This window comes from Pseudomaricurvus alkylphenolicus (assembly GCF_011683955.1).
GTDB classification, from domain to species: Bacteria; Pseudomonadota; Gammaproteobacteria; order Pseudomonadales; family Cellvibrionaceae; genus Pseudomaricurvus; species Pseudomaricurvus alkylphenolicus.
Window position 1 is genome coordinate 87,430 of the sequence record NZ_JAAQPI010000010.1, and the last position, 18,633, is coordinate 106,062.

Below are 18,633 nucleotides of genomic sequence, written 5' to 3' on the forward strand. Positions count from 1 at the left end.
TCAATTCAAGAGTTGTCGACTGGGCAGTCACAGATTGATAGCGGAATTTGAACAATTTTCTTGTTTACATGACCTTCAGGTCATATATTGGCTGTATTAATCATTTCCACTTTGACGTTCAACAAAAATCTGAGGACTTTGTATCCGAATGTCGAAGTCGAAAGTCAGTCATCAACAGAGGCATATTTATGAGTACATTCCAATCAGATGTTTTGCAGGGCAAGGTGGCATTCGTCGCCGGCGGTACCAGCGGTATCAATCTTGAGATCGCCAGAAACTACGCGCGCCTGGGTGCCAGGGTGGCCGTGATGAGTCGCTCCCAGGAAAGGGTTGACCGGGCCATTGAGCTGATTGGAGCGCAGGGCGCGCAAGTGATGGGTATTGCCGCCGATGTACGCGACTACGAGGCGGTTTCTGCGGCGATTGAGTCAGTGGTAAAGACCTTCGGTAAGCTCGACATAGTGGTTTCAGGAGCGGCAGGAAACTTCGTTTGCCCCGCAGAACAGTTGACCGCCAAGGGTTTCAAGACGGTGGTGGATATCGATCTTAATGGTACCTTTCATGTTTTGCGAGCCGCCTTTGATCATGCCAACAGCGGCTGCAGCATGATTAATATCTCCGCTCCCCAGTCAACGGAGTCTTTCTGGGGGCAGTCCCATGTGGCAGCCGCCAAGGCCGGTATCGACATGTTGACTCGCTCCCTGGCCGCGGAGTGGGGACCGAGGAATATTCGAGTCAATGCCATTGTACCGGGGCCTATTGAGGGCACCGAGGGCATGGCAAGACTCACTCCCACGCCTGAGATGGAAAAGATGATTACCACCAGCATCGCATTGCGACGCTATGGCAGCACCCAGGATATCGCTGACATGGCCACCTTTCTCGCCACCAATGCGGCCAACTATGTCACGGGAACCATTATGTACTGTGATGGAGGGCAGGTATTGTCGGGCGGCGGTGCTCAGCACGCGTTTATGGAACAGCTCCAGAAGCAACCTTCCTGACTAACCCGGAAAAATAGGAGATCAAATAATGAGTGATAAAGTTGGCGAGTTTGTAGATGCATTTTTTTCCATGGCGGCAAGCAAGGATATGACTGCGCTTGAGGATTGGATGGCCGACGAGGTGGTGTTTCACACTCCTCGCTTTCACAAGCCGATTACCGATAGAGAACATGCCAAGGCGGCGATAACAGGGTTTGTCGGTCTGGTAGAAGATCTGAATTACAGTGATCAACGCCACTGGGTCGACGGTAACGAACTGGTGTTTGAGTTCAAGGGCCGGGTAGGGAAGTTTGAACTTCAAGGTGTCGATCTTATCAGCCTGGACGAAGATGGAAAAATCAAAGAGTTAAGCGCCATTATCCGGCCTCCCCGTGCGCTGGAGGAGTTGGGCAAAGTGGAGGATCAATTTATTATGGATCTTCTGAGTAAGAATCAGTCGTAACCTTTATCCTACAGACCTGAAGCTCGCCTTTTTTATTGCCGGCCTGCAGATAGTGCGCATCTCAGGCCGGCATTTTTGTATTTATCGTGACCATTTAAACAGGAGTCATTTGCCGCCATGCCGTTAGTTGATTATTCCCTGGACGCTGATGGCATCGCCACAGTGTACCTTAACCGTTCTGATGTGCTGAATGTGCTCAATCCAGAGCTGATGACTGAAATGAAACTGCTACTGTCGGATTTAGCGGAAAACCCCGAAGTCAGAGCTCTGGTGATCACAGGCAAAGGTAAGGGATTCTGTGCCGGCGCGGATTTAACCGCGGTTGATCCCGAGACATTGGAGCGGGGTAGGCTTGGTAAGTGGGTCAGTGATTCCATGTTGCATCACTTCAATCCGATGATGATCCAGATCTATGAATTTCCCAAACCGGTGATCAGTGCGATCAACGGTATTGCCGCCGGAGGCGGTGCCGGCCTGGCCCTGTGTGCGGACCTGGTGATCGCGGCACGATCCGCCGCGATCAAAGTGGTACAGGTACCGCAGTTAGGGATTGTCGCCGACCTGGGTGCCAACTGGCTGTTGCCGCGTTTGTCGGGCAGAGGTCGGGCGCTGGGGGCCTGCCTGCTGGGGGATACGCTGGATGCGCAAACCCTTGAACAATGGGGGTTGGTTTGGGAGTGTGTTGATGATGATGAACTCCTGCATAAGGCGCGAGAGCGGGCAGTAAAGCTGGCCAGTGTGCCCGCCAACACCATCACCCAAACCCGGCGATTGATCGACTCCGCAGCTCAGTCCACATTCAATGATATGCTTGAGCAGGAACGCCTGGTGCAGGAGGAACTTTGTGATCAGGACCACTTCGGGCAGCAGGTTCAGCGGTTTCTCAATAGGCCAGAGCGCTGAGTTGTCCTCGGCCAACGCAGGGATTACGCTTTGGCCTATTATCAAGAGTAAAGTATGAACAAACTCTATATATGTGCTCCCGATGCCAACGACTACATAAAACTGGCGAAAGCTTCGGATTTACCTGACCTCACTCTGACGCAAAGCATATCTGATGCCGAAATTGTATTGGCCAATCCAAATACGTTAGCGCCGCTACTGTCTCAGGCGTCAAAATTGCAATGGGTACAATCGACCTTCGCTGGTTGCGACGCACTGAGTAAAAAATCTGAGCGTCATTATCTGTTGACTAATGTCAGAGGCGTATTCGGTCCACTCATGTCGGAATATGTGTTTGGCTTCTTGATTCCCTATATTCGTAGCTTCTCCCGGTATGAAGTTCAGCAACAGCAAATGCTCTGGCAGTCTCAGCCTCACCAGAGACTGGGCGGTAAAACCATGTTGGTGCTCGGTACTGGATCCATTGGGGAGCATATTGCCACGGCGGCCGGACTATTTGGTATGAAAACCATTGGTGTGAATCGCAGTGGTGCCTCAAACATACACTTTGATACCGTCTATTCGGTTCGTGAGTTGACGGTTGCGCTGGCCAAGGCGGATGTGATTGTTTCCACTCTGCCTGATACCGAAGAAACGAGGATGTTACTCGACGAACAGACTCTTCGATATTGCCGGAACGCCATTTTTTTCAATGTGGGGCGGGGTGGAGTAGTTTGCGAACGCGCGTTGCTGAAGGCGTTAAACAAGGGATACATCTGTCACGCTTACCTTGATGTCTTTGATACTGAACCACTCCCTCAACATCATGTTTTTTGGCATCATTCGAAAGTTACGGTTACCCCTCATATTTCCGCGTTCAGCTTCCCTGAGCAGGTGTTTTCTATCTTCAGCGAAAATTATGAGCGTTGGAGGACAGGAGAACCTTTGAAGTATCGCTTCGATTTTGAACGGGGATACTAACGATTCATGCTAAATTAATAGATGGCTCCATAGGATAATTTGTGAGTTGTTTGGGGGCAGATTTTGACAGAAATGTGCCAAAAGCTGAACTTCGGCGTGGCACAGTTTGTCTTCGTGTGTAGCAGCGCGCTCCGAGCGCGACCGGGTCGGCACCGCCTCTTTGCGCCATAACCGACCATTGGAATTAGGTGTTTTTCCCAGGTCTTTTCTTTGCGGATAGGAGGAAAGGGGCTGGTGATTTTGTGCCACAACGGGCGGCTGGGTGTCCGTTGGAGGGGCACGCTACCGGCCCTCCCGGCTTCCCTCAGTCCCCAATGAGCCAAGCAAAAAACGCTTGTCTCATTGACTCCTTCGGCGTTCGCTTGAAATGCCCCTCCAACGAACACCCAGCCACCCTTTAGACCGAGGTACCCTGACTTCATCGTTCTATCATCGCAACTTCAAAGCGTTGATAATGGGGTGCCGCAACTGTCTGCAACGGCCGCACGAATGTAGGGCGGATTAGGCGAAGCCGTAATCCTCCGTTCCGCCGAAGGTTTAAATTGGCGGCGGCCGTGTATAAACCACCTGTTGCAGCAACACTCCAAAGTGTTAAAAACCGGGCCGCAGCCAACGAACAGCTCCAGCGGAACCGTCGGATTACGCTCCGCGAAGCGGAGCTAATCCGACCTACGTGAGAAAAAATCCTGCGTTTCGAACTTCCGGTTGTGGCACTTTGCTGCCCATGCGAGCCCACCCAAACGTTGTTGCTAATCAGATTCAAATAAAAAAACTATGCTCTCAATGGCAAAGGACTGAATTTCAATAGTTAACAATTTCATCAGCCAGATCTTACCCACAAATTCCTCAGGGGAGCCTAATGGAAGCCTACCTGTTGGTAGCCCTTCGTTGACGACGGGCTCTGACTCTACGTTGTTCTACAATTGTTGTTCCTACACAGTTCTAAGACCGCTTGATAAAAGGAAACCGGATCTTCTCTCGTGTCTCCTGGCTCAGGCCAAGCTGCGGTCCGGCAACGGCCACGATGACCAGGGCAACCATCAACTGCAGGAAGTTGTTGGTGCTGAGAAAGGGGGTAATCATGCCCCATTCCAGACCGCTCGTACCTCCAAGCCTGATAATCTCTCCGGTATAGTTGGATACGCCATGGATAAAGACGGCTGGAATAATGCTGCCGCCGAGTTTGTTCATGACATAGAACATTACAATGGTCTGGGCCACGGTGTTGATATGGAAGCTGATCTGATGCAGGAACAGGTCTCCTGGACTGACCTGTCCTCCCATCAGAGGACCGACTTCCCTGGGAAAATGCCAAGCTCCCCAGAGCAAGCCCAGCACAATGGCAATGGTCAAGGGGTTATTGAAGCGTTCCAGCAACAGGGGGTAACCGGCACCGCGCCAGCCCAGTTCTTCACAGACGGCGCCCATATCGGAAAAGGTGGCAAACAGGAAGGTGGCCAGGCCCAGCGTCGGCAGATGGAAGCGGGCAAATTCAAGGGCTTCGTTGGCGGAAGCTGCACCACCGGTGACACTGCTCAAACCAATGGTGGTAAAGAAGAAACCCAGCCCGCAGACAAACATGGCCAGATACACCCGGGCTGCCTTCGTGGCTGTGACGCCTCCGCGCCAGGGTTTGAATCGCGAAAGCAGATTCAGCAGTCCGGCTTTGCCGCCAAGCAGCAGAACCAGTGCAATTGCTGCAATGGTTGGCGCCAGGGGAAACAGCATGCCCAGCGAGGACCAGCTGGTGCCAAAGTTATAGACGCCAATCAAAACGCTGAAACTGTTGAGATTGAAGTATTCACTGGCGGCAGCTACATGGGCGGGAAAAGTCGGCATGATATAGGGAAACAACGCCAGGCAGACAATCGTGGAGATTGTGAGCGCGACCAGGTAGAAGGCGGTGAAGGGATATTGGCGGATGATCTTCATGGGTGAGTTCTCCAGTGGACTGCAGATTCGTCAATATTCGAGAGATTTGGATACCTGAAAAAAATGGGCCATTGACGTGGCCCGGAAAGCAACGGAGAGAAACCTCAATAAACGCGGATGTTCAGAAGTTCATGCTGGCGTTGACGCCGATGGTGCGTGGGCGAATCGTGTTAAATTCTCCGCGGGTCTCGTAGTAAACTTCTGCCACTTCGTCGGTCAAATTGTTAACGAACAGTTTGACTTCCCAACCCTCTTCGGAGATGGCGCTGAGGCTGGCGCTGGCCAACCCATAGGCGTCAGTCTTCTGAGTTTCAATTTCGGCCGGGTCCTTGGAGGTTTCAGCCGTATAGTTGTAATTCAGGCGCGCAACGCCCTCAAGACCTTCAAGGATGTCAAAACGGTAGGAGCCGCCGATGGTGTAGGTGTAGTTTGGAATCACCCCGAGGTTGCCGCCTTCTTCAAAGGCCACGGTGCCATCGGGAAAGACCACATCGTCATCCAGTTTGGCATCGATATAGGTTGCGCCAAAATTGATTTCCAAAGACTGGGACAGGTGTGCCACACCTTCGATTTCAATACCCTGGCTGTGAGCCGTTTCCGCATTAATGACGGTGGGGAAGCCGAGCCCGGTCGGATCCCAGTTGACCTGAACATCCTCCCAGTCCATCAGGAAGAGTGCGCCGTTCAGGGTCAAACGTCCATTGTACCACTGGGTCTTGGCGCCGATTTCGTAGTTGATCAGGGTATCCGGATCATAGCTGCGGGGCAGGGAACCGATGGGCAGTCCGGTCAGACCCTCGTTGGCCAGGGAGAAGGAGTTCACCCCTCCGGCGCGAAAGCCCTTGGATATGGTACCGTAGACCATGTGATCGTTGCTGAGCTGATAGCTGAGATTGAGTTTCCAGGTGGTTTCGCTGATAGTGGCGTCGTCCTGCGCGATAATTGGCAGTCCCATGGCATTCACCGCTCCGATGGCGGCGGCGGGATTACCGGTCATGCCCATAACAGTGCCAAACACATTGGCCTGTATAAAGTAGCCGCCGCTGGCCGATACCGACTCGCGCTCTTCCTCGAAGTAACGAACACCGATGTTGCCGGTCAACTTGTCTGTGAATTTGTAGGTGACTTCACCAAAACCAGCGATTTGTTCAAAGTCCTGTTCTTCGACGATCTGCAGGCCGTCGCGGTTCTGTTCGTAGCTGCCAAAAAAGCCGCCGGCGCCCAGGTCGACAGACTCACGCACGTATTGGTTGAGATCAGGGTCCGAAGTGCCTATGTCAGAGATTGAATTGCTGCGATCCTTGTAAAACAGACCCGCTTGCCACTCCAGTTTGTCTCCCCCGACGTAGGACACCCGTAATTCCTGGGTAAAGATCTCTTCGCTGGCGACACGCTGGTTGCCCACGCCGGTAACGGCGACGTCTTCGGTCAGGAAGGGGTTATAGCCGCTGCCGCTGCCAGCCAGGGCGATGGAGTTAACCACCGGCACAAGGTTCGCCAGGTCGCGGAGGATACGGGTATCGCGATCATAGTAGGAAGTCGCAGAGACAAACTGATAGTTGTCGCTGTCGTAAGTGACCGTCAGATTGTATTGCTCGTAGCGGTCGGTACCCGTTTGATCCATTGAGATCGAGGTGTCCCGCTCGCGGTAACTGCCCGGTATGGTGACTGTTGGATCGGTGATGACCACATCTTCGCTGAAACCGGTGCCGCGACCATCCAGATCCACGTCCTGGTAGATGGCGGTGGCGTCGATGGTCAGGTTATCACTGGCGATCCAGCGCAGGCTGACGCGGCCACTGCCAAGTTCTTCACCGTTGACGTCGTCCTTGCCCAGATTGGGTGCATCCAGAAACCCGTCGCTGTCGCGGTACTGGAAGATAGCCCGTGCAGCCAGGGTATCTTCGATCAAAGGCAGGTTGACCATGACATTGGCCGCGGTATTGGTGCCGCCATCACTGGTATTGGAGGCGGTGCCATCAATGCGCGCAGAGAATTCCGATACGTCCGGCTTGTTCATTATGACCTTGATAGTTCCTCCCAGAGAGCCCTCGCCGTAGAGGGTGCCCTGAGGCCCGCGCAAAATCTCGACGCGGTTAACATCGAAACTCTTGATCGAAGGCTGGCCATTGCCCTGAATGCCGGAAATTGGCATTTCATCGATATAAACGGCAACCGGAGCCGCTGAACCGCCCATGGGGGAGATACCGCGCAGGGTGACACTGTTTTCCACAGAGGATTGACCCCGCAGGTTAAATCCCGGGACCCGGGCGGCATAATCCTCAAAACCGTCGATTCCCTGCTCGGCGAGCATATCACCGGTAACGGCGGTCAGGCTTAAGGGAACCTCTTGCAGGCTTTGCTCTTTTCTCTGGGCCGTGACCACTATTTCTTCGAGGAAGAACCCATCATCTTCCTGGGCCATAGCAGGTTGACCCAGAATGGTGGTGGCAATGGCGGTGGCCAGGACAGCGGGGCGAACGGAGAAAGTCGGGTTTGGCTTCATAGCTCTCTTCTCTAATCTGGATGGCTTTTGTCTGTTGGTATTGTTCTCTCAGGTCTTACCCTTACAGCTGCGGGCTCACTCTCTTATATGACCTTGAGGTCAGTATATGAATTAAATATTTTCTCTGTCAACAGTTTTGAGGGCATAAAAACACATCCATGAAATGGCCGAAGTGGAGACGAGGTTCGGGAAAAAAATGCTATGGAACCCAGATTTTATCGGTTAACTCATTGAATTTATGGAAAATTCCGGCAACAGAAGTGAGAGCGGGCTAGCGCCGGCAGTGCAGTCAGCAAGGCTGTCCGGAGAGATAAAGAAGCGCCGGCCGCTCTGCCTGGGTCAATATCGGTACAGACCTGCTCCGCCCCGAGATTCCAGCGACGTAGAGGTGATCGCGTTGCCATGACCACTAAAAAAGAAGGGCCATTAAAATCCCTGTGACAGCCTGATCTGGCGACTTGACGGGTCCCGTTATATTACATAACATGACCCCGAGGTCATTAAAGAGTTGATTCAGGTAATAGTCAATATGTCCAATGTTGCAGAAACGGTCACTGATCAGGCTGAAGAAATCGCGGAAACCCGGGAATGGCTGGATTCCCTGGCCTATGTACTGCGTCATCAGGGGGGAGAGCGGGCCAAGGGACTACTGCGTTCGCTGCAGGATTACCTGCTGAGCCGCGATGTGGCCATTGATGATGCCACCCTGAATACGCCCTATATCAATACCATTGATGTGGTCAGTGAACCCCGCTACCCGGGTGACCTCGCGCTGGAGAAGCGCATAGAGAACATTATCCGCTGGAATGCCATGGCGATGGTGTTGCAGGCGCAGGACCGGGGCACGGGGGTAGGCGGGCATATCGCGACCTACGCCTCGGCGGCGACCCTGCTGGAGGTGGGGTTTCATCATGTCTTCCGCAGTCCGGACGAGAACTACGGCGGCGATACCGTATTGCCGCAGCCCCACGCGGCGCCGGGTGTTTATGCCCGGGCCTTTCTTGAGGGCCGGCTGACGGAGCAGCAACTGCGTAACTTCCGGCGAGAACTGGGAGACGGAGGAGGCCTTTGCTCCTATCCGCATCCTCGCTCCATGCCGGAATTCTGGCAGGTGCCCAATGCCTCCATGGGACTCTCCACACCGACGGCCATTTATCAGGCGCGTTTTGCCAAGTATCTCGAAAGTCGTGGCCTGAAACCCGCCAACGGCGGCAAGGTCTGGTGCTTTATCGGCGATGGAGAGTCGGATGAGCCGGAGGTGCTTGGCTCCATCAATATTGCAGCCCGAGAGAAGCTCGACAACCTGGTAATGGTGGTCAACTGTAATCTGCAGCGACTCGACGGGCCGGTGCGGGGTAATGGCAAGATTATTCAGGAGCTGGAACGCAGTTTTCGCGGCGCCGGCTGGAATGTCATCAAGGTGATCTGGGGCAGCGGCTGGGACGCTCTGCTTGCCAGGGATGAAAACGGCGTGTTGCGCCAGCGCATGGACCAGTGTCTGGACGGCGATTATCAGATGTACTCCGTGCTGTCCGGCGGACAGCAGCGCGAGCATTGGGTAGAGGGCAATCCGCAACTGGAACGCTTGATGCAGTCACTGACCGACGAAGAACTCAAGCAAATCCGTCGTGGCGGTCACGACCCCAAGAAGATATTTGCCGCATTCGAGAAAGCCCGGTCCAGCGATGGCAAACCCACGGTTATTCTCGCCAAAACGGTCAAGGGCGAGGGCATGGGCGCCTCGGCCCAGGGGCGCAATACGGCACACCAGAAGAAAAACCTTTCCGCCCAGGAGCGGGTGGAGCTGGCGCGTGAATACGGGATCCCCCTGTCTGAGGAGGCGGCCAAAAAGGCCTGTTTTTATCGTCCTGGCGAAGACAGTGAAGAAGTCCGTTATCTGCAGGCCAGGCGTCAGGCGCTCGGGGGCTATTTGCCGCGGCGCGACGTGCACTGCCAGACACTGCCGGAGCCAAGCGCGGAGCTGATAGGAGAGTTTGCCGCCGGCACCGGTGAACGGGCGGTTTCCACCACTGCGGTGTTGGTCAGGTTGCTGGCGCGTTTATGCAAGGATCGGGAGCTGGGGCGTTATATCGTGCCAATCGTGCCCGATGAGGCCCGTACCTTTGGCATGGACAGCCTGTTCAAGGCCGCCGGTATCTATTCCCCGGCGGGGCAACAATATCGACCGGTGGATGCCGACTCACTGTTGCCATACCGCGAGGCGGTGGACGGGCAAATTCTGCAGGAGGGCATCTGCGAAACCGGGGCCATGGCCTCGTTTCTGGCGGCGGGTACCGCATACGCCGTGCACGGTGTGCCCACCATTCCCTTCTATGTGTTCTATTCCATGTTTGGCTTCCAGCGTGTCGGCGACATGATCTGGGCCGGTGGTGACATGATGAGTCGTGGATTTCTGGTCGGCGGGACGGCCGGTCGCACCACACTCAACGGCGAGGGTCTGCAGCACCAGGACGGTCATTCTCATATGATCGCCAGCACCGTGCCCAACCTGATCAGCTACGACCCGGCCTTTGGTTACGAGGTCGCCGTGATCGTCCAGGACGGTATTCGTCGCATGTACCAGCAGCAGGAGAACATTTTTTACTACTTGACGGTTTACAACGAAAACTACCCCATGCCGGCATTGCCCGATCGTGAGGACGTGGAGCAGGGTATTCTCAAGGGGGGCTACTGTTATCGCCGCAGCGATAAGCAGCGGGGCGAGTGGGTACAGCTGTTGGCCAGCGGCTCGATCATGCAACAGGCACTGGTCGCCGCCGATCTGCTGGAGGCACAGGGTTACCGGGTCAATGTGTGGAGCATTACCAGTTTCGTTGAGCTGGAGCGGGACGCGCTCGCCTGCGAGCGCTTCAACCGGCTAAATCCTCTGCAAACACCAAGGCAAAGTCATTTGCAGACGTTGTTCGCCAATGAAAGTGGTGTGTACATCGCCGCCAGTGACTATATGAAGGCCCTGGCCAATGGCATCGCCCGCTGGGTACCAGGGCCATATGACGTCTTGGGTACCGATGGATACGGGTTGAGCGAAGCGCGGGAGCCGTTGCGGGATTTTTTCGAGATCAGCGCCAACCATATCGCCTATGCGGCGGTGGTGGCCTTGTATCGACAGGGCGGTGTGGACGCCGAGCAGGTTCGGCAACAGGCGCAACTGCTGGGCATAGACCCCGGCAAACTCGATCCCCTGGAACGTTAGATAGAGGTTGAATCAATGAGTGTGATGTTAACGGTTCCGGAACTGGGCGAAAGTGATATTGAAGGCACGGTGGTCAATATCCCGGTACGGGAAGGCGATGTGCTGGAGGCAGGGCAGACACTGCTGGAAGTGGAAACCGACAAGGTCGTGGTCGAAGTACCGGCTACCAGCGTGGGTACGTTGGAACAATTGCTGATCGCGGTGGGCGATCAGGTCAGGGCAGGCAGCGAATTTGCCCGGCTTTCCGCAGTCGCTTCGCAACCTGAGTCGTCTCCCGCTGAGCCTCAGCTGCCCGTCGATGCAGGTCTGGAGAAGACTGCGGACGCGACGCGGTCAGTCGAACCCCACGAAAGCCCAGTCCGGAACATGGACATTGGGGATGGATTCCAGAATAAGGCTGAAGATATTGCTGCCGGCCCGGGCGTCCGGCGCCTGGCCCGGGAACTTGGCCTGGATATCGGCTGCGTCAAGGGCAGCGGTCCGAGAGGCAGAATCAGCCGCGACGACGTTAAGCGCAGCGTGCGCGAGCGCATCAGCCGCCCTGACTGCCCGGCTGTTGCCCCCGCTCCCCGGGCACTGCCGGATTTCACCGATTTCGGTGATCATAAGGCCCAGCCGTTCAGTGGCATTCAAAAGGCCACGGCGGAGAACATGGTACACGCCGCCAGCGAGATCCCCCACGCCTGGCTGCAGCAAAAGATCGACATTACTGAACTCGAACAACTTCGCCAGCAGCACAAACAGTCGGTCAGGGAGCAGGGCGGTGGTCTGACGCTGACCGCCTTGCTGGTTAAAGCCGTGGCTCAGGCGCTGCTTGAGTTTCCGGTGTTCAACAGCTGCTACGATCGTGAAAACCAGCAGCTGTTGTATCGCCAGTATGTGGATGTCGGCGTTGCCGTCGATACAGACAGGGGGCTGGTGGTTCCCTGTGTGCGTGGTGCCGACGGCAAATCTCTGACGCAGATCAGCATCGATACCACCGATATCGCGCGCAAGGCTCGGGAGAGAAAACTGAGCGCGAGGGATCTGCAGGGCGCCGGATTCACCATTTCCAATCTGGGCGGCATGGGCGTGTGCGGGATTTTTCCCATCGTCAACTGGCCCCAGGTGGCCATTCTCGGGGTGGCGGCCAGCAGCGAGGAGCCACGCCTGGTGGCGGGGCAATGGCAGAACCGACTGATGATGCCGGTGACCCTCGGCTTTGACCACCGCGTTATCAACGGCGCTGACGGTGCACGCTTTCTCGCAGCGATTAAACAGACGCTGCAGGCACCGTTTTCGCTGGCGCTGTAACTGCGCGCCGTACCCCACTATTTCCAAGAGTGTTATTTATGCCGGACTATCGATCCAAACAGACCACACACGGCCGCAATATGCTGGCTGCCCGCGGACTCTGGCGCGCCACGGGCATGAAGGACGAAGACTTCGATAAACCCATTATCGCCATCGCCAACTCCTTTACCGAGTTCGTGCCCGGTCATATCCATCTGCGTGAGCTCGGCAAACTGGTGGCCGAGGAAATAGCAAGCGCCGGTGGAGTTTCCAAGGAATTCAATACCATCGCGGTCGACGACGGCATTGCCATGGGACACGGCGGTATGCTTTACAGCCTGCCTTCGCGGGAACTGATTGCCGATTCGGTGGAGTATATGGTCAACGCCCATTGCGCCGATGCCCTGGTCTGTATTTCCAATTGCGACAAGATTACCCCGGGGATGTTGCTGGCGGCACTGCGGCTGAATATCCCAGTGATATTTGTCTCAGGCGGGCCGATGGAATCGGGCAAGGTAACGGTCGACGGCGACGTCCAGCGTATCGATCTGGTCAGTGGCATGGTGGCCTCTGGAGACGACAGTTTGAGTGAACAGGAAGCCGACCGTATCGAGCGTTCCATGTGCCCGACCTGCGGTTCCTGTTCGGGGATGTACACGGCCAATTCCATGAATTGCCTGACGGAAGCACTGGGTCTGGCACTCCCCGGCAACGGTACCCTGCTGGCCACCCACGCCGATCGCGAGCAACTGTTTCGACGCGCCGGTCGCCGCATCGTGGAGCTGGCCCAACGTTTTTACCTCAATGATGATGCGCGCGTCCTGCCCAGAAACATCGCCACCCGGCAGGCTTTCTGCAACGCCATGAGCGTGGAAATCGCCATGGGCGGCTCCACCAATACAGTGCTGCATATGCTGGCCGCCGCCCGCTCGGCGGCGGTGGATTTCACCATGAGCGACATTGATCAACTGTCGCGCCGGGTACCCAATATCTGCAAATTGTCGCCGGCATCGAGTCGTTACCATATGGAGGACCTGCACAGGGCCGGCGGCGTGATGGCGGTGATGGCGGAGCTGGCTCGCGCCAATCTGATCGACACTCAGGTGCCTACCGTGCACAGTGATTCTCTGGATCAAGCCCTGGTTACCTGGGACATCACTGCCAATCCGGGGGAAGAGGTAAACAGATTCTATCGTGCCGGGCCGGGTAACCGCCGTACGATCCACCCCTTCAGCCAGGAGCGCCGTTTCGAGGATCTTGATGTGGATCGAAGCGAAGGCTGTATTCGTGACACCGATCACGCCTATAGCAGCGATGGTGGCCTGGCGGTGTTGCACGGTAACCTGGCGGTTAATGGCTGCATTGTTAAAACCGCGGGTGTTGATGAGTCTGTCTGGCAGTTTCGTGGTCGCGCGCGAGTTTTCGACAGCCAGGAAGACGCGATCGAAGCCATATTGGGGGATCAAATCGAAGCAGGAGACGTGGTTGTCATTCGCTATGAAGGGCCGCGCGGTGGTCCGGGTATGCAGGAAATGCTGTATCCCACCTCTTATCTTAAAGCCAAGGGACTGGGCAAAAGCTGTGCCTTGATTACTGACGGTCGCTTCTCCGGCGCCACCTCGGGGCTTTCCATTGGGCATGTGTCGCCGGAAGCGGCGGAGGGCGGCGCGATTGCGCTGGTCGAAGAAGGTGATGTGATTGATATCGATATCGTCGAGCGTCGCATTGATCTGTGCATCGAGCAGCAGCAGCTTGAGCAGCGACGCGAGGCGATGCAACAAAGTCAGCGGCCCTGGCAACCTCACGGGCGTCAGCGTCAGGTTTCAGAAGCGTTGCAGGCTTACGCGCTGATGACCACCTCCGCCGATACCGGCGCGGTCAGGGATGTGTCCTCGGTCAAGGGAGCAGGCCGATGACTCCGATTCGGAGCTTTAAGCGAATCGCCGCGTGGCTGACGCTGTTCAGCTGTGCATTGGGGGCCTGCAACAGCGTCGCCCATAATTGGACGCTGAGGGGCAAACAGGTTCTGCCCTGGAATAACCCCCAGATCAAAAGCGTCACGTCTGTTCTGGTCGGGCAGTCTACGTCATTGGCAGAAAGCCTGGAAATAGACGGCATGCAATGTGTTCGCGCCAGTACGCTGGCGTTGGATGTTCATGACGATATTGCCTTTGATATCGACGAGAAGGTGGAACTGCAGCTGTTGTTTCACCGTGCCAACAGCGCAGCGGCCGCCGCCGTCATTTACGACGTTAACGCCCCCCGTGCTATGCACACCCAGTTGGTGGGGAATGGCGTGGGCATGGTTGGAGTTGGTCTCGGATTTGAACCGCAAAACCAGTGGTTCACGCAGACCGTTGCACTCAAGCGTGCCAGGTTTGCCGGCCTGGGACCAGGGAGCAGCGATATTGTTCTGGCAGCAGCGCCTGGGCCAGACGCTGGTAATGGGCCGCCTGTCATCACGCTTTGCGATTTACGTATAATTCGATCCTATAGCACCCCACAGCACCGTGAGACCGGCAAGCTTGAACTCAGGGTTGTAGATCAATCTGGCGCCCCGGTACCCGCCCGCATCGGTCTTTATGACAGTACGGGGCGTACGCCGCTGCCATCCAGTGAAGCCGTGCCCATCCAGTGGAATCGCGATATCCGTTCACTGGTGGAAGTGACGCCGGGCTATGTGGACTATTGGCCGTCCGACAATATTCGCGTGTTCTATATCGACGGGGACTATGGCGCGAATCTACCCGTTGGTGATTACCGTCTGCTGGTGAGTCGTGGGCCGCAATACAGAGTCGAAGAGGCGTCCATAACGATCAAAGACGATGAATCCACTCACTTCACCGTCGAACCTCAAGACTGGACGGCAAATAAGCTGGCGGGATGGCTGCCGGGTGACACCCATTTGCACATTGCCAGAAACGGCCCTCGAAGCGATCAATCGATCAGCAGGCATCTTGCGGCTGAAGGGATAGCGGTCGGCCATCTGCTGCAGATGGGTGATCTCAAGGATACCTTTTTCCATCACTATCGCTGGGGTTCCGATCACCATGAAAAAGAACTGGGCGTTACCCTGGTCAATGGTCAGGAAGATCCGCGAACCGCGCTCTTGGGACACCTTATGGGGTTGGGAGGAAGGGCGTGGATCAGGAAACCGGAGTCCTACTACCACTATTTGCCTGTGATCAGGGGCATCAGGGACGCCGGTGGTCTCGTGGGTTACGCGCACTTGAGGGGTGTCCCTGGTGGGAGAATCAACCCTCTATACGGTCTGGCCCTGGATGTTCCCACGCACAACATAGACTTCGTTGAATTGCTCAGTTCTCCGCTGGTTGCTGCGGAAAAAGCGCAGTGGCCCAGTAAAACCTGGTTTGATTTTCTCAACCTGGGATTCAGGCTCACACCGGCAGGGGGCTCCGACTATATGGACAATGCCAATCATCCGGGCGCCGTGCGGACTTACGCTTACGTTGGCGAAACGCACAATCGTGAGCAATCAGGTTCGCAAGAGTGGCTGTCGGCGTTTAAGCAAGGCCGGGTTTTTGTCACCAGCGGACCGGTCATAGACATGAAAATCGACGGCCAAGCCATTGGCGATACCTTGTCGGTCAGACCGAATCAATCACTGCAGATCAAGGTTTCCGCCGCAGTCAACGACCAGGTTGATCTGTTGCAACGCCTTGATGTCTACCACAACGGCCGGTTGATGGTGAGTGAACGGCCGCAAAGCCCAGGGGCCATGATCGAATTACAGCGTTCGTTTACCGCGACAGAGGGCGGGTGGCTGGTGGCGGTGGCCTACGGGGCGGGCACTAATCGCTGGGCCCACAGCGCCGCCGCGGTAACCGCGCCCGTTTATTATGAAACCAAGCGCGGCGGCACCTGCGATCCCTCACAGGCCGAGGCGATTGCCCTCAGTATGAAACAAAGGCTCGCCCAGTTGCGCAAACAACGGGTGGTTAATATCCCGGACGTACGGCCCTGGGTTGTGGCCGGAAGTATGGCGCCGGCCTACGAGAAGGTATTGCCCAAGATCCATCAACGTATTGCCGAGAGCGAGAGGCAGTATGATCACATCATCCGTCAGGCCAGGGCAGGACTTTGTCGTGCCGAAGTTTGAACGGCCTGGTGATAGAAACAAACAGAACGTTGGTATCGGCCAACAGGAGAGTGGTATGCAGTCATCAAATCTGAAAGTCGTGGTGCTGGAAGGCAAGAGCTTCCGCGAGCGTGGTCGAATCCATGGCGAGACACTGCGAGAGATGATTATCGAGCACCAGCAGCGTTGGCAGGACGACCTTGAAGCCAGCACGGGCATGGACCCCAGTCGTTACCTGGAGCAGCTTTACAGCGAGACCAACTTTATGCCTGCCATTGAACGCTGGACTCCGCAGTTGTTGGAAGAAGTGGAGGGTATCGCCGAGGGCTCCGGCGTGGATCTGCGCTACATTCTGGCGCGGCAGCTGAGCGATGAAGAGCCCTGGTATCGCCGCGAAAAAAAACTGGCCATGACCGGAGGCCGCGGGTGTACCTCTATCGGTGTGGATGCCCGGGCCGGGTCGGCGGCGATCATTGGCCAGAATATGGATTGCCCGACCTGGTACTACGGCCATCATGTACTTTTTCATCACAAGGGACCCGATTTGCCCGCAGAAGTGTTTAACCTGTCGCTGGCCGGCAAAATTAACCTGTGCGGGATGAACAGCAAGGGCTTGTCCATATGCTGTAACACACTCAGTCAGCTGGATTACTCCCATGAGGGGCTGCCGGAGGATTTCGTGGTGCGGGGATTTCTGCATCAAACCAGCCTTGAACGCGGGCTGGCTTTCCTGCGCGACATCAAGCATGCGTCGGGACAGAACTACACCGTGGCCGAGCCTGGCAGTCGTGCGATTAATCTGGAGATTTCCGCCAATAAGATTGCGGAGTATCGTCCATGGCCCGAGGCCGACCGTGTCTACCATACCAATCATCCGCTGGTGAATGATGATCAAGGCATCCGGCGCGCGCAGTTGGATGCCGGCCTGGAAATACCCGGCAGTACCAGCACCTTGCCCCGCTTTGAAGATCTGCACAAACGCTTTGGCAATGAAGGCTCGCCGGTTACCCTGGAAACCATGAAGGCGGCGTTTTCGAGCCACGATGGCACTATCTGTCGACACCCGCAAGATGGTGGCGGTACGACTACCCTCGGCTGTTTGATTATGGAGTTGACGCAACCACCGGCACTGCATATTGCACCGGGCCCACCTTGTGAAACACCATTTCAGACCTACCGTTTCGTGTAACGGCAAAGGAGAACAACATGCTCAAGCGATTTATCCTTAAACATCCATTTTGGTCTTTTTACTGCATTGCGGTGGCATTTCCCTCCTTGCTGATGGTGTACGTCGGTGTGCTTGAAACACTGGGGCAAGAAGGGTATTCCTTCTTCGGGCACTACCAGACCCTGAAGCAAGAACTTCATCAGCGCTTTCCAGTGTTGTTTCATCACCAGGACAGCTGGGTGCTTTCCGTTGCCATTACCACGATTGTTCCGCTGGGGTTGCCGATGTTGCTCTTTCCCGGTGCTCCCACAGTTTCGGCTTTGCTGGTGACGAGCCTGGCCCGTGGCAAGCAGGCCGTATTGGCATTGCTAAAACTCTATCTGCCGATACAGGGGACACTGACAGCCAGAGAGGGTATCAGAATCTATGCCGCACTGATTGCCGGTATTACCTTTATGGTGGTGGCGACCTGCCTGCGCGAATATTTTTGGGGGGATCCCGACCGCGTCAGTGGCTACTTACGTCACCTGGGGGTGATTCAATGGGACATCTTTTTCGGCACTTGGTTTATGGCCATGTTATTCAACCAAGGTGCAGCGCTGGAGGAACTGGGTTGGCGCGGCTATGCGCTTCCTCTTCTGATTCGTAAAATGGGCAGCCCGCTTGGGGCGACAATGGTGCTCGGAGTACTTTGGGCGTTGTGGCACTTTCCTCGCGAAATTCCGCCACTGCTGCAAGGTTCACAGGCATTTACAGAATTGTTGTTTTCGCAAGGCTGGTTCATTCTCGGATGCGTCAGCATGAGTGTTGTCGCGACATACTTCGTGAATATCACTGGCGGTAGCGTGTTGCCAGCCATCATTATTCACGGTTGTCTGAATCTGATCAATGGTATGTTCAATACCGACTTTGTCGGCATGCGCAGCGAGATTACCACCGAAGCCCCACTGATGTGGATGACAGCCGCACTGGTTATCCTGGTGTTGGCAGGTCGCGACCTGGGTTGGCGCCGTCGACAGGAGCTGCTGGGGTTGGAGGATCCTGCCGATACATGGATTGACCAGCCGGCTCGTATCTGATCTATGAAGGCAATGTGCGCAAGCCTCGTGCCAAAGCTGCTGCTGGCGCTTTCT

The 18,633-nt window shown here is 55.8% G+C and carries 12 protein-coding genes; 10 read left to right on the forward strand and 2 right to left on the reverse strand.

From position 1 onward, the window contains the following. Nucleotides 1-188: 188 nt before the first annotated feature. From HBA55_RS22955 to HBA55_RS22970, 4 genes are all read left to right on the forward strand, one after another. Complete coding sequence (locus HBA55_RS22955) at nt 189-1,004, forward strand: SDR family oxidoreductase (RefSeq protein WP_166996172.1); 816 nt, start codon at nt 189-191, stop codon at nt 1,002-1,004. Nucleotides 1,005-1,032: 28 nt separating this feature from the next. After that, nucleotides 1,033-1,446 carry a nuclear transport factor 2 family protein gene (locus tag HBA55_RS22960; protein ID WP_166996173.1) on the forward strand — a complete coding sequence of 138 codons (414 nt, stop codon included), beginning with the start codon at nt 1,033-1,035 and terminating at the stop codon, nt 1,444-1,446. Nucleotides 1,447-1,563: 117 nt separating this feature from the next. Further along, nucleotides 1,564-2,349 (forward strand): enoyl-CoA hydratase/isomerase family protein, encoded by a 786-nt coding sequence (locus HBA55_RS22965; protein ID WP_166996175.1) that lies wholly within the window; start codon nt 1,564-1,566, stop codon nt 2,347-2,349. 54 nt (nt 2,350-2,403) lie between these two features. Next, nucleotides 2,404-3,309: a D-2-hydroxyacid dehydrogenase gene (locus HBA55_RS22970; protein ID WP_166996177.1), complete on the forward strand. Its 906-nt coding sequence runs from the start codon at nt 2,404-2,406 to the stop codon at nt 3,307-3,309. A 942-nt stretch (nt 3,310-4,251) separates the two neighbouring features. Here HBA55_RS22970 and HBA55_RS22975 read toward each other — a convergent pair. Further along, nucleotides 4,252-5,241 (reverse strand): CPBP family intramembrane glutamic endopeptidase, encoded by a 990-nt coding sequence (locus HBA55_RS22975; RefSeq protein WP_166996179.1) that lies wholly within the window; start codon nt 5,239-5,241, stop codon nt 4,252-4,254. Between the two features lie 121 nt (nt 5,242-5,362). Further along, nucleotides 5,363-7,747, reverse strand: a complete 2,385-nt coding sequence (locus HBA55_RS22980) for a TonB-dependent receptor (RefSeq protein WP_166996181.1) — start codon at nt 7,745-7,747, stop codon at nt 5,363-5,365. 529 nt (nt 7,748-8,276) lie between these two features. On the opposite strand from HBA55_RS22980, the gene aceE reads away from it, so the two are divergent. The 6 genes from aceE to HBA55_RS23010 are packed head-to-tail and all read left to right on the forward strand — an operon-like array spanning nt 8,277 to nt 18,579. Continuing rightward, nucleotides 8,277-10,961: a pyruvate dehydrogenase (acetyl-transferring), homodimeric type gene (gene aceE / locus HBA55_RS22985; RefSeq protein ID WP_166996183.1), complete on the forward strand. Its 2,685-nt coding sequence runs from the start codon at nt 8,277-8,279 to the stop codon at nt 10,959-10,961. Nucleotides 10,962-10,976: 15 nt separating this feature from the next. After that, nucleotides 10,977-12,254 (forward strand): dihydrolipoamide acetyltransferase family protein, encoded by a 1,278-nt coding sequence (locus tag HBA55_RS22990; protein WP_166996185.1) that lies wholly within the window; start codon nt 10,977-10,979, stop codon nt 12,252-12,254. Nucleotides 12,255-12,292: 38 nt separating this feature from the next. After that, nucleotides 12,293-14,149 carry a dihydroxy-acid dehydratase gene (gene ilvD, locus HBA55_RS22995; protein WP_166996187.1) on the forward strand — a complete coding sequence of 619 codons (1,857 nt, stop codon included), beginning with the start codon at nt 12,293-12,295 and terminating at the stop codon, nt 14,147-14,149. Beyond that, nucleotides 14,146-16,353: a CehA/McbA family metallohydrolase gene (locus tag HBA55_RS23000; RefSeq protein ID WP_166996189.1), complete on the forward strand. Its 2,208-nt coding sequence runs from the start codon at nt 14,146-14,148 to the stop codon at nt 16,351-16,353. The genes ilvD and HBA55_RS23000 overlap by 4 nt, the downstream gene beginning before the upstream one ends. Nucleotides 16,354-16,408: 55 nt before the next feature. Next, complete coding sequence (locus HBA55_RS23005) at nt 16,409-17,521, forward strand: C45 family autoproteolytic acyltransferase/hydrolase (protein ID WP_166996191.1); 1,113 nt, start codon at nt 16,409-16,411, stop codon at nt 17,519-17,521. A 17-nt stretch (nt 17,522-17,538) separates the two neighbouring features. Further along, nucleotides 17,539-18,579, forward strand: a complete 1,041-nt coding sequence (locus HBA55_RS23010) for a CPBP family intramembrane glutamic endopeptidase (protein WP_166996193.1) — start codon at nt 17,539-17,541, stop codon at nt 18,577-18,579. The last annotated feature ends 54 nt before the right edge of the window (nt 18,580-18,633 follow it).

What these genes read in the sequence shown, in the direction of transcription:
- HBA55_RS22955 (WP_166996172.1), top strand. Translation starts at nt 189, where the DNA reads ATGAGTACATTCCAATCAGATGTTTTGCAGGGCAAGGTGGCATTCGTC.
- HBA55_RS22960 (WP_166996173.1), top strand. Translation starts at nt 1,033, where the DNA reads ATGAGTGATAAAGTTGGCGAGTTTGTAGATGCATTTTTTTCCATGGCG.
- HBA55_RS22965 (WP_166996175.1), top strand. Translation starts at nt 1,564, where the DNA reads ATGCCGTTAGTTGATTATTCCCTGGACGCTGATGGCATCGCCACAGTG.
- HBA55_RS22970 (WP_166996177.1), top strand. Translation starts at nt 2,404, where the DNA reads ATGAACAAACTCTATATATGTGCTCCCGATGCCAACGACTACATAAAA.
- HBA55_RS22975 (WP_166996179.1), bottom strand. Translation starts at nt 5,241, where the DNA reads ATGAAGATCATCCGCCAATATCCCTTCACCGCCTTCTACCTGGTCGCG.
- HBA55_RS22980 (WP_166996181.1), bottom strand. Translation starts at nt 7,747, where the DNA reads ATGAAGCCAAACCCGACTTTCTCCGTTCGCCCCGCTGTCCTGGCCACC.
- aceE (WP_166996183.1), top strand. Translation starts at nt 8,277, where the DNA reads ATGTCCAATGTTGCAGAAACGGTCACTGATCAGGCTGAAGAAATCGCG.
- HBA55_RS22990 (WP_166996185.1), top strand. Translation starts at nt 10,977, where the DNA reads ATGAGTGTGATGTTAACGGTTCCGGAACTGGGCGAAAGTGATATTGAA.
- ilvD (WP_166996187.1), top strand. Translation starts at nt 12,293, where the DNA reads ATGCCGGACTATCGATCCAAACAGACCACACACGGCCGCAATATGCTG.
- HBA55_RS23000 (WP_166996189.1), top strand. Translation starts at nt 14,146, where the DNA reads ATGACTCCGATTCGGAGCTTTAAGCGAATCGCCGCGTGGCTGACGCTG.
- HBA55_RS23005 (WP_166996191.1), top strand. Translation starts at nt 16,409, where the DNA reads ATGCAGTCATCAAATCTGAAAGTCGTGGTGCTGGAAGGCAAGAGCTTC.
- HBA55_RS23010 (WP_166996193.1), top strand. Translation starts at nt 17,539, where the DNA reads ATGCTCAAGCGATTTATCCTTAAACATCCATTTTGGTCTTTTTACTGC.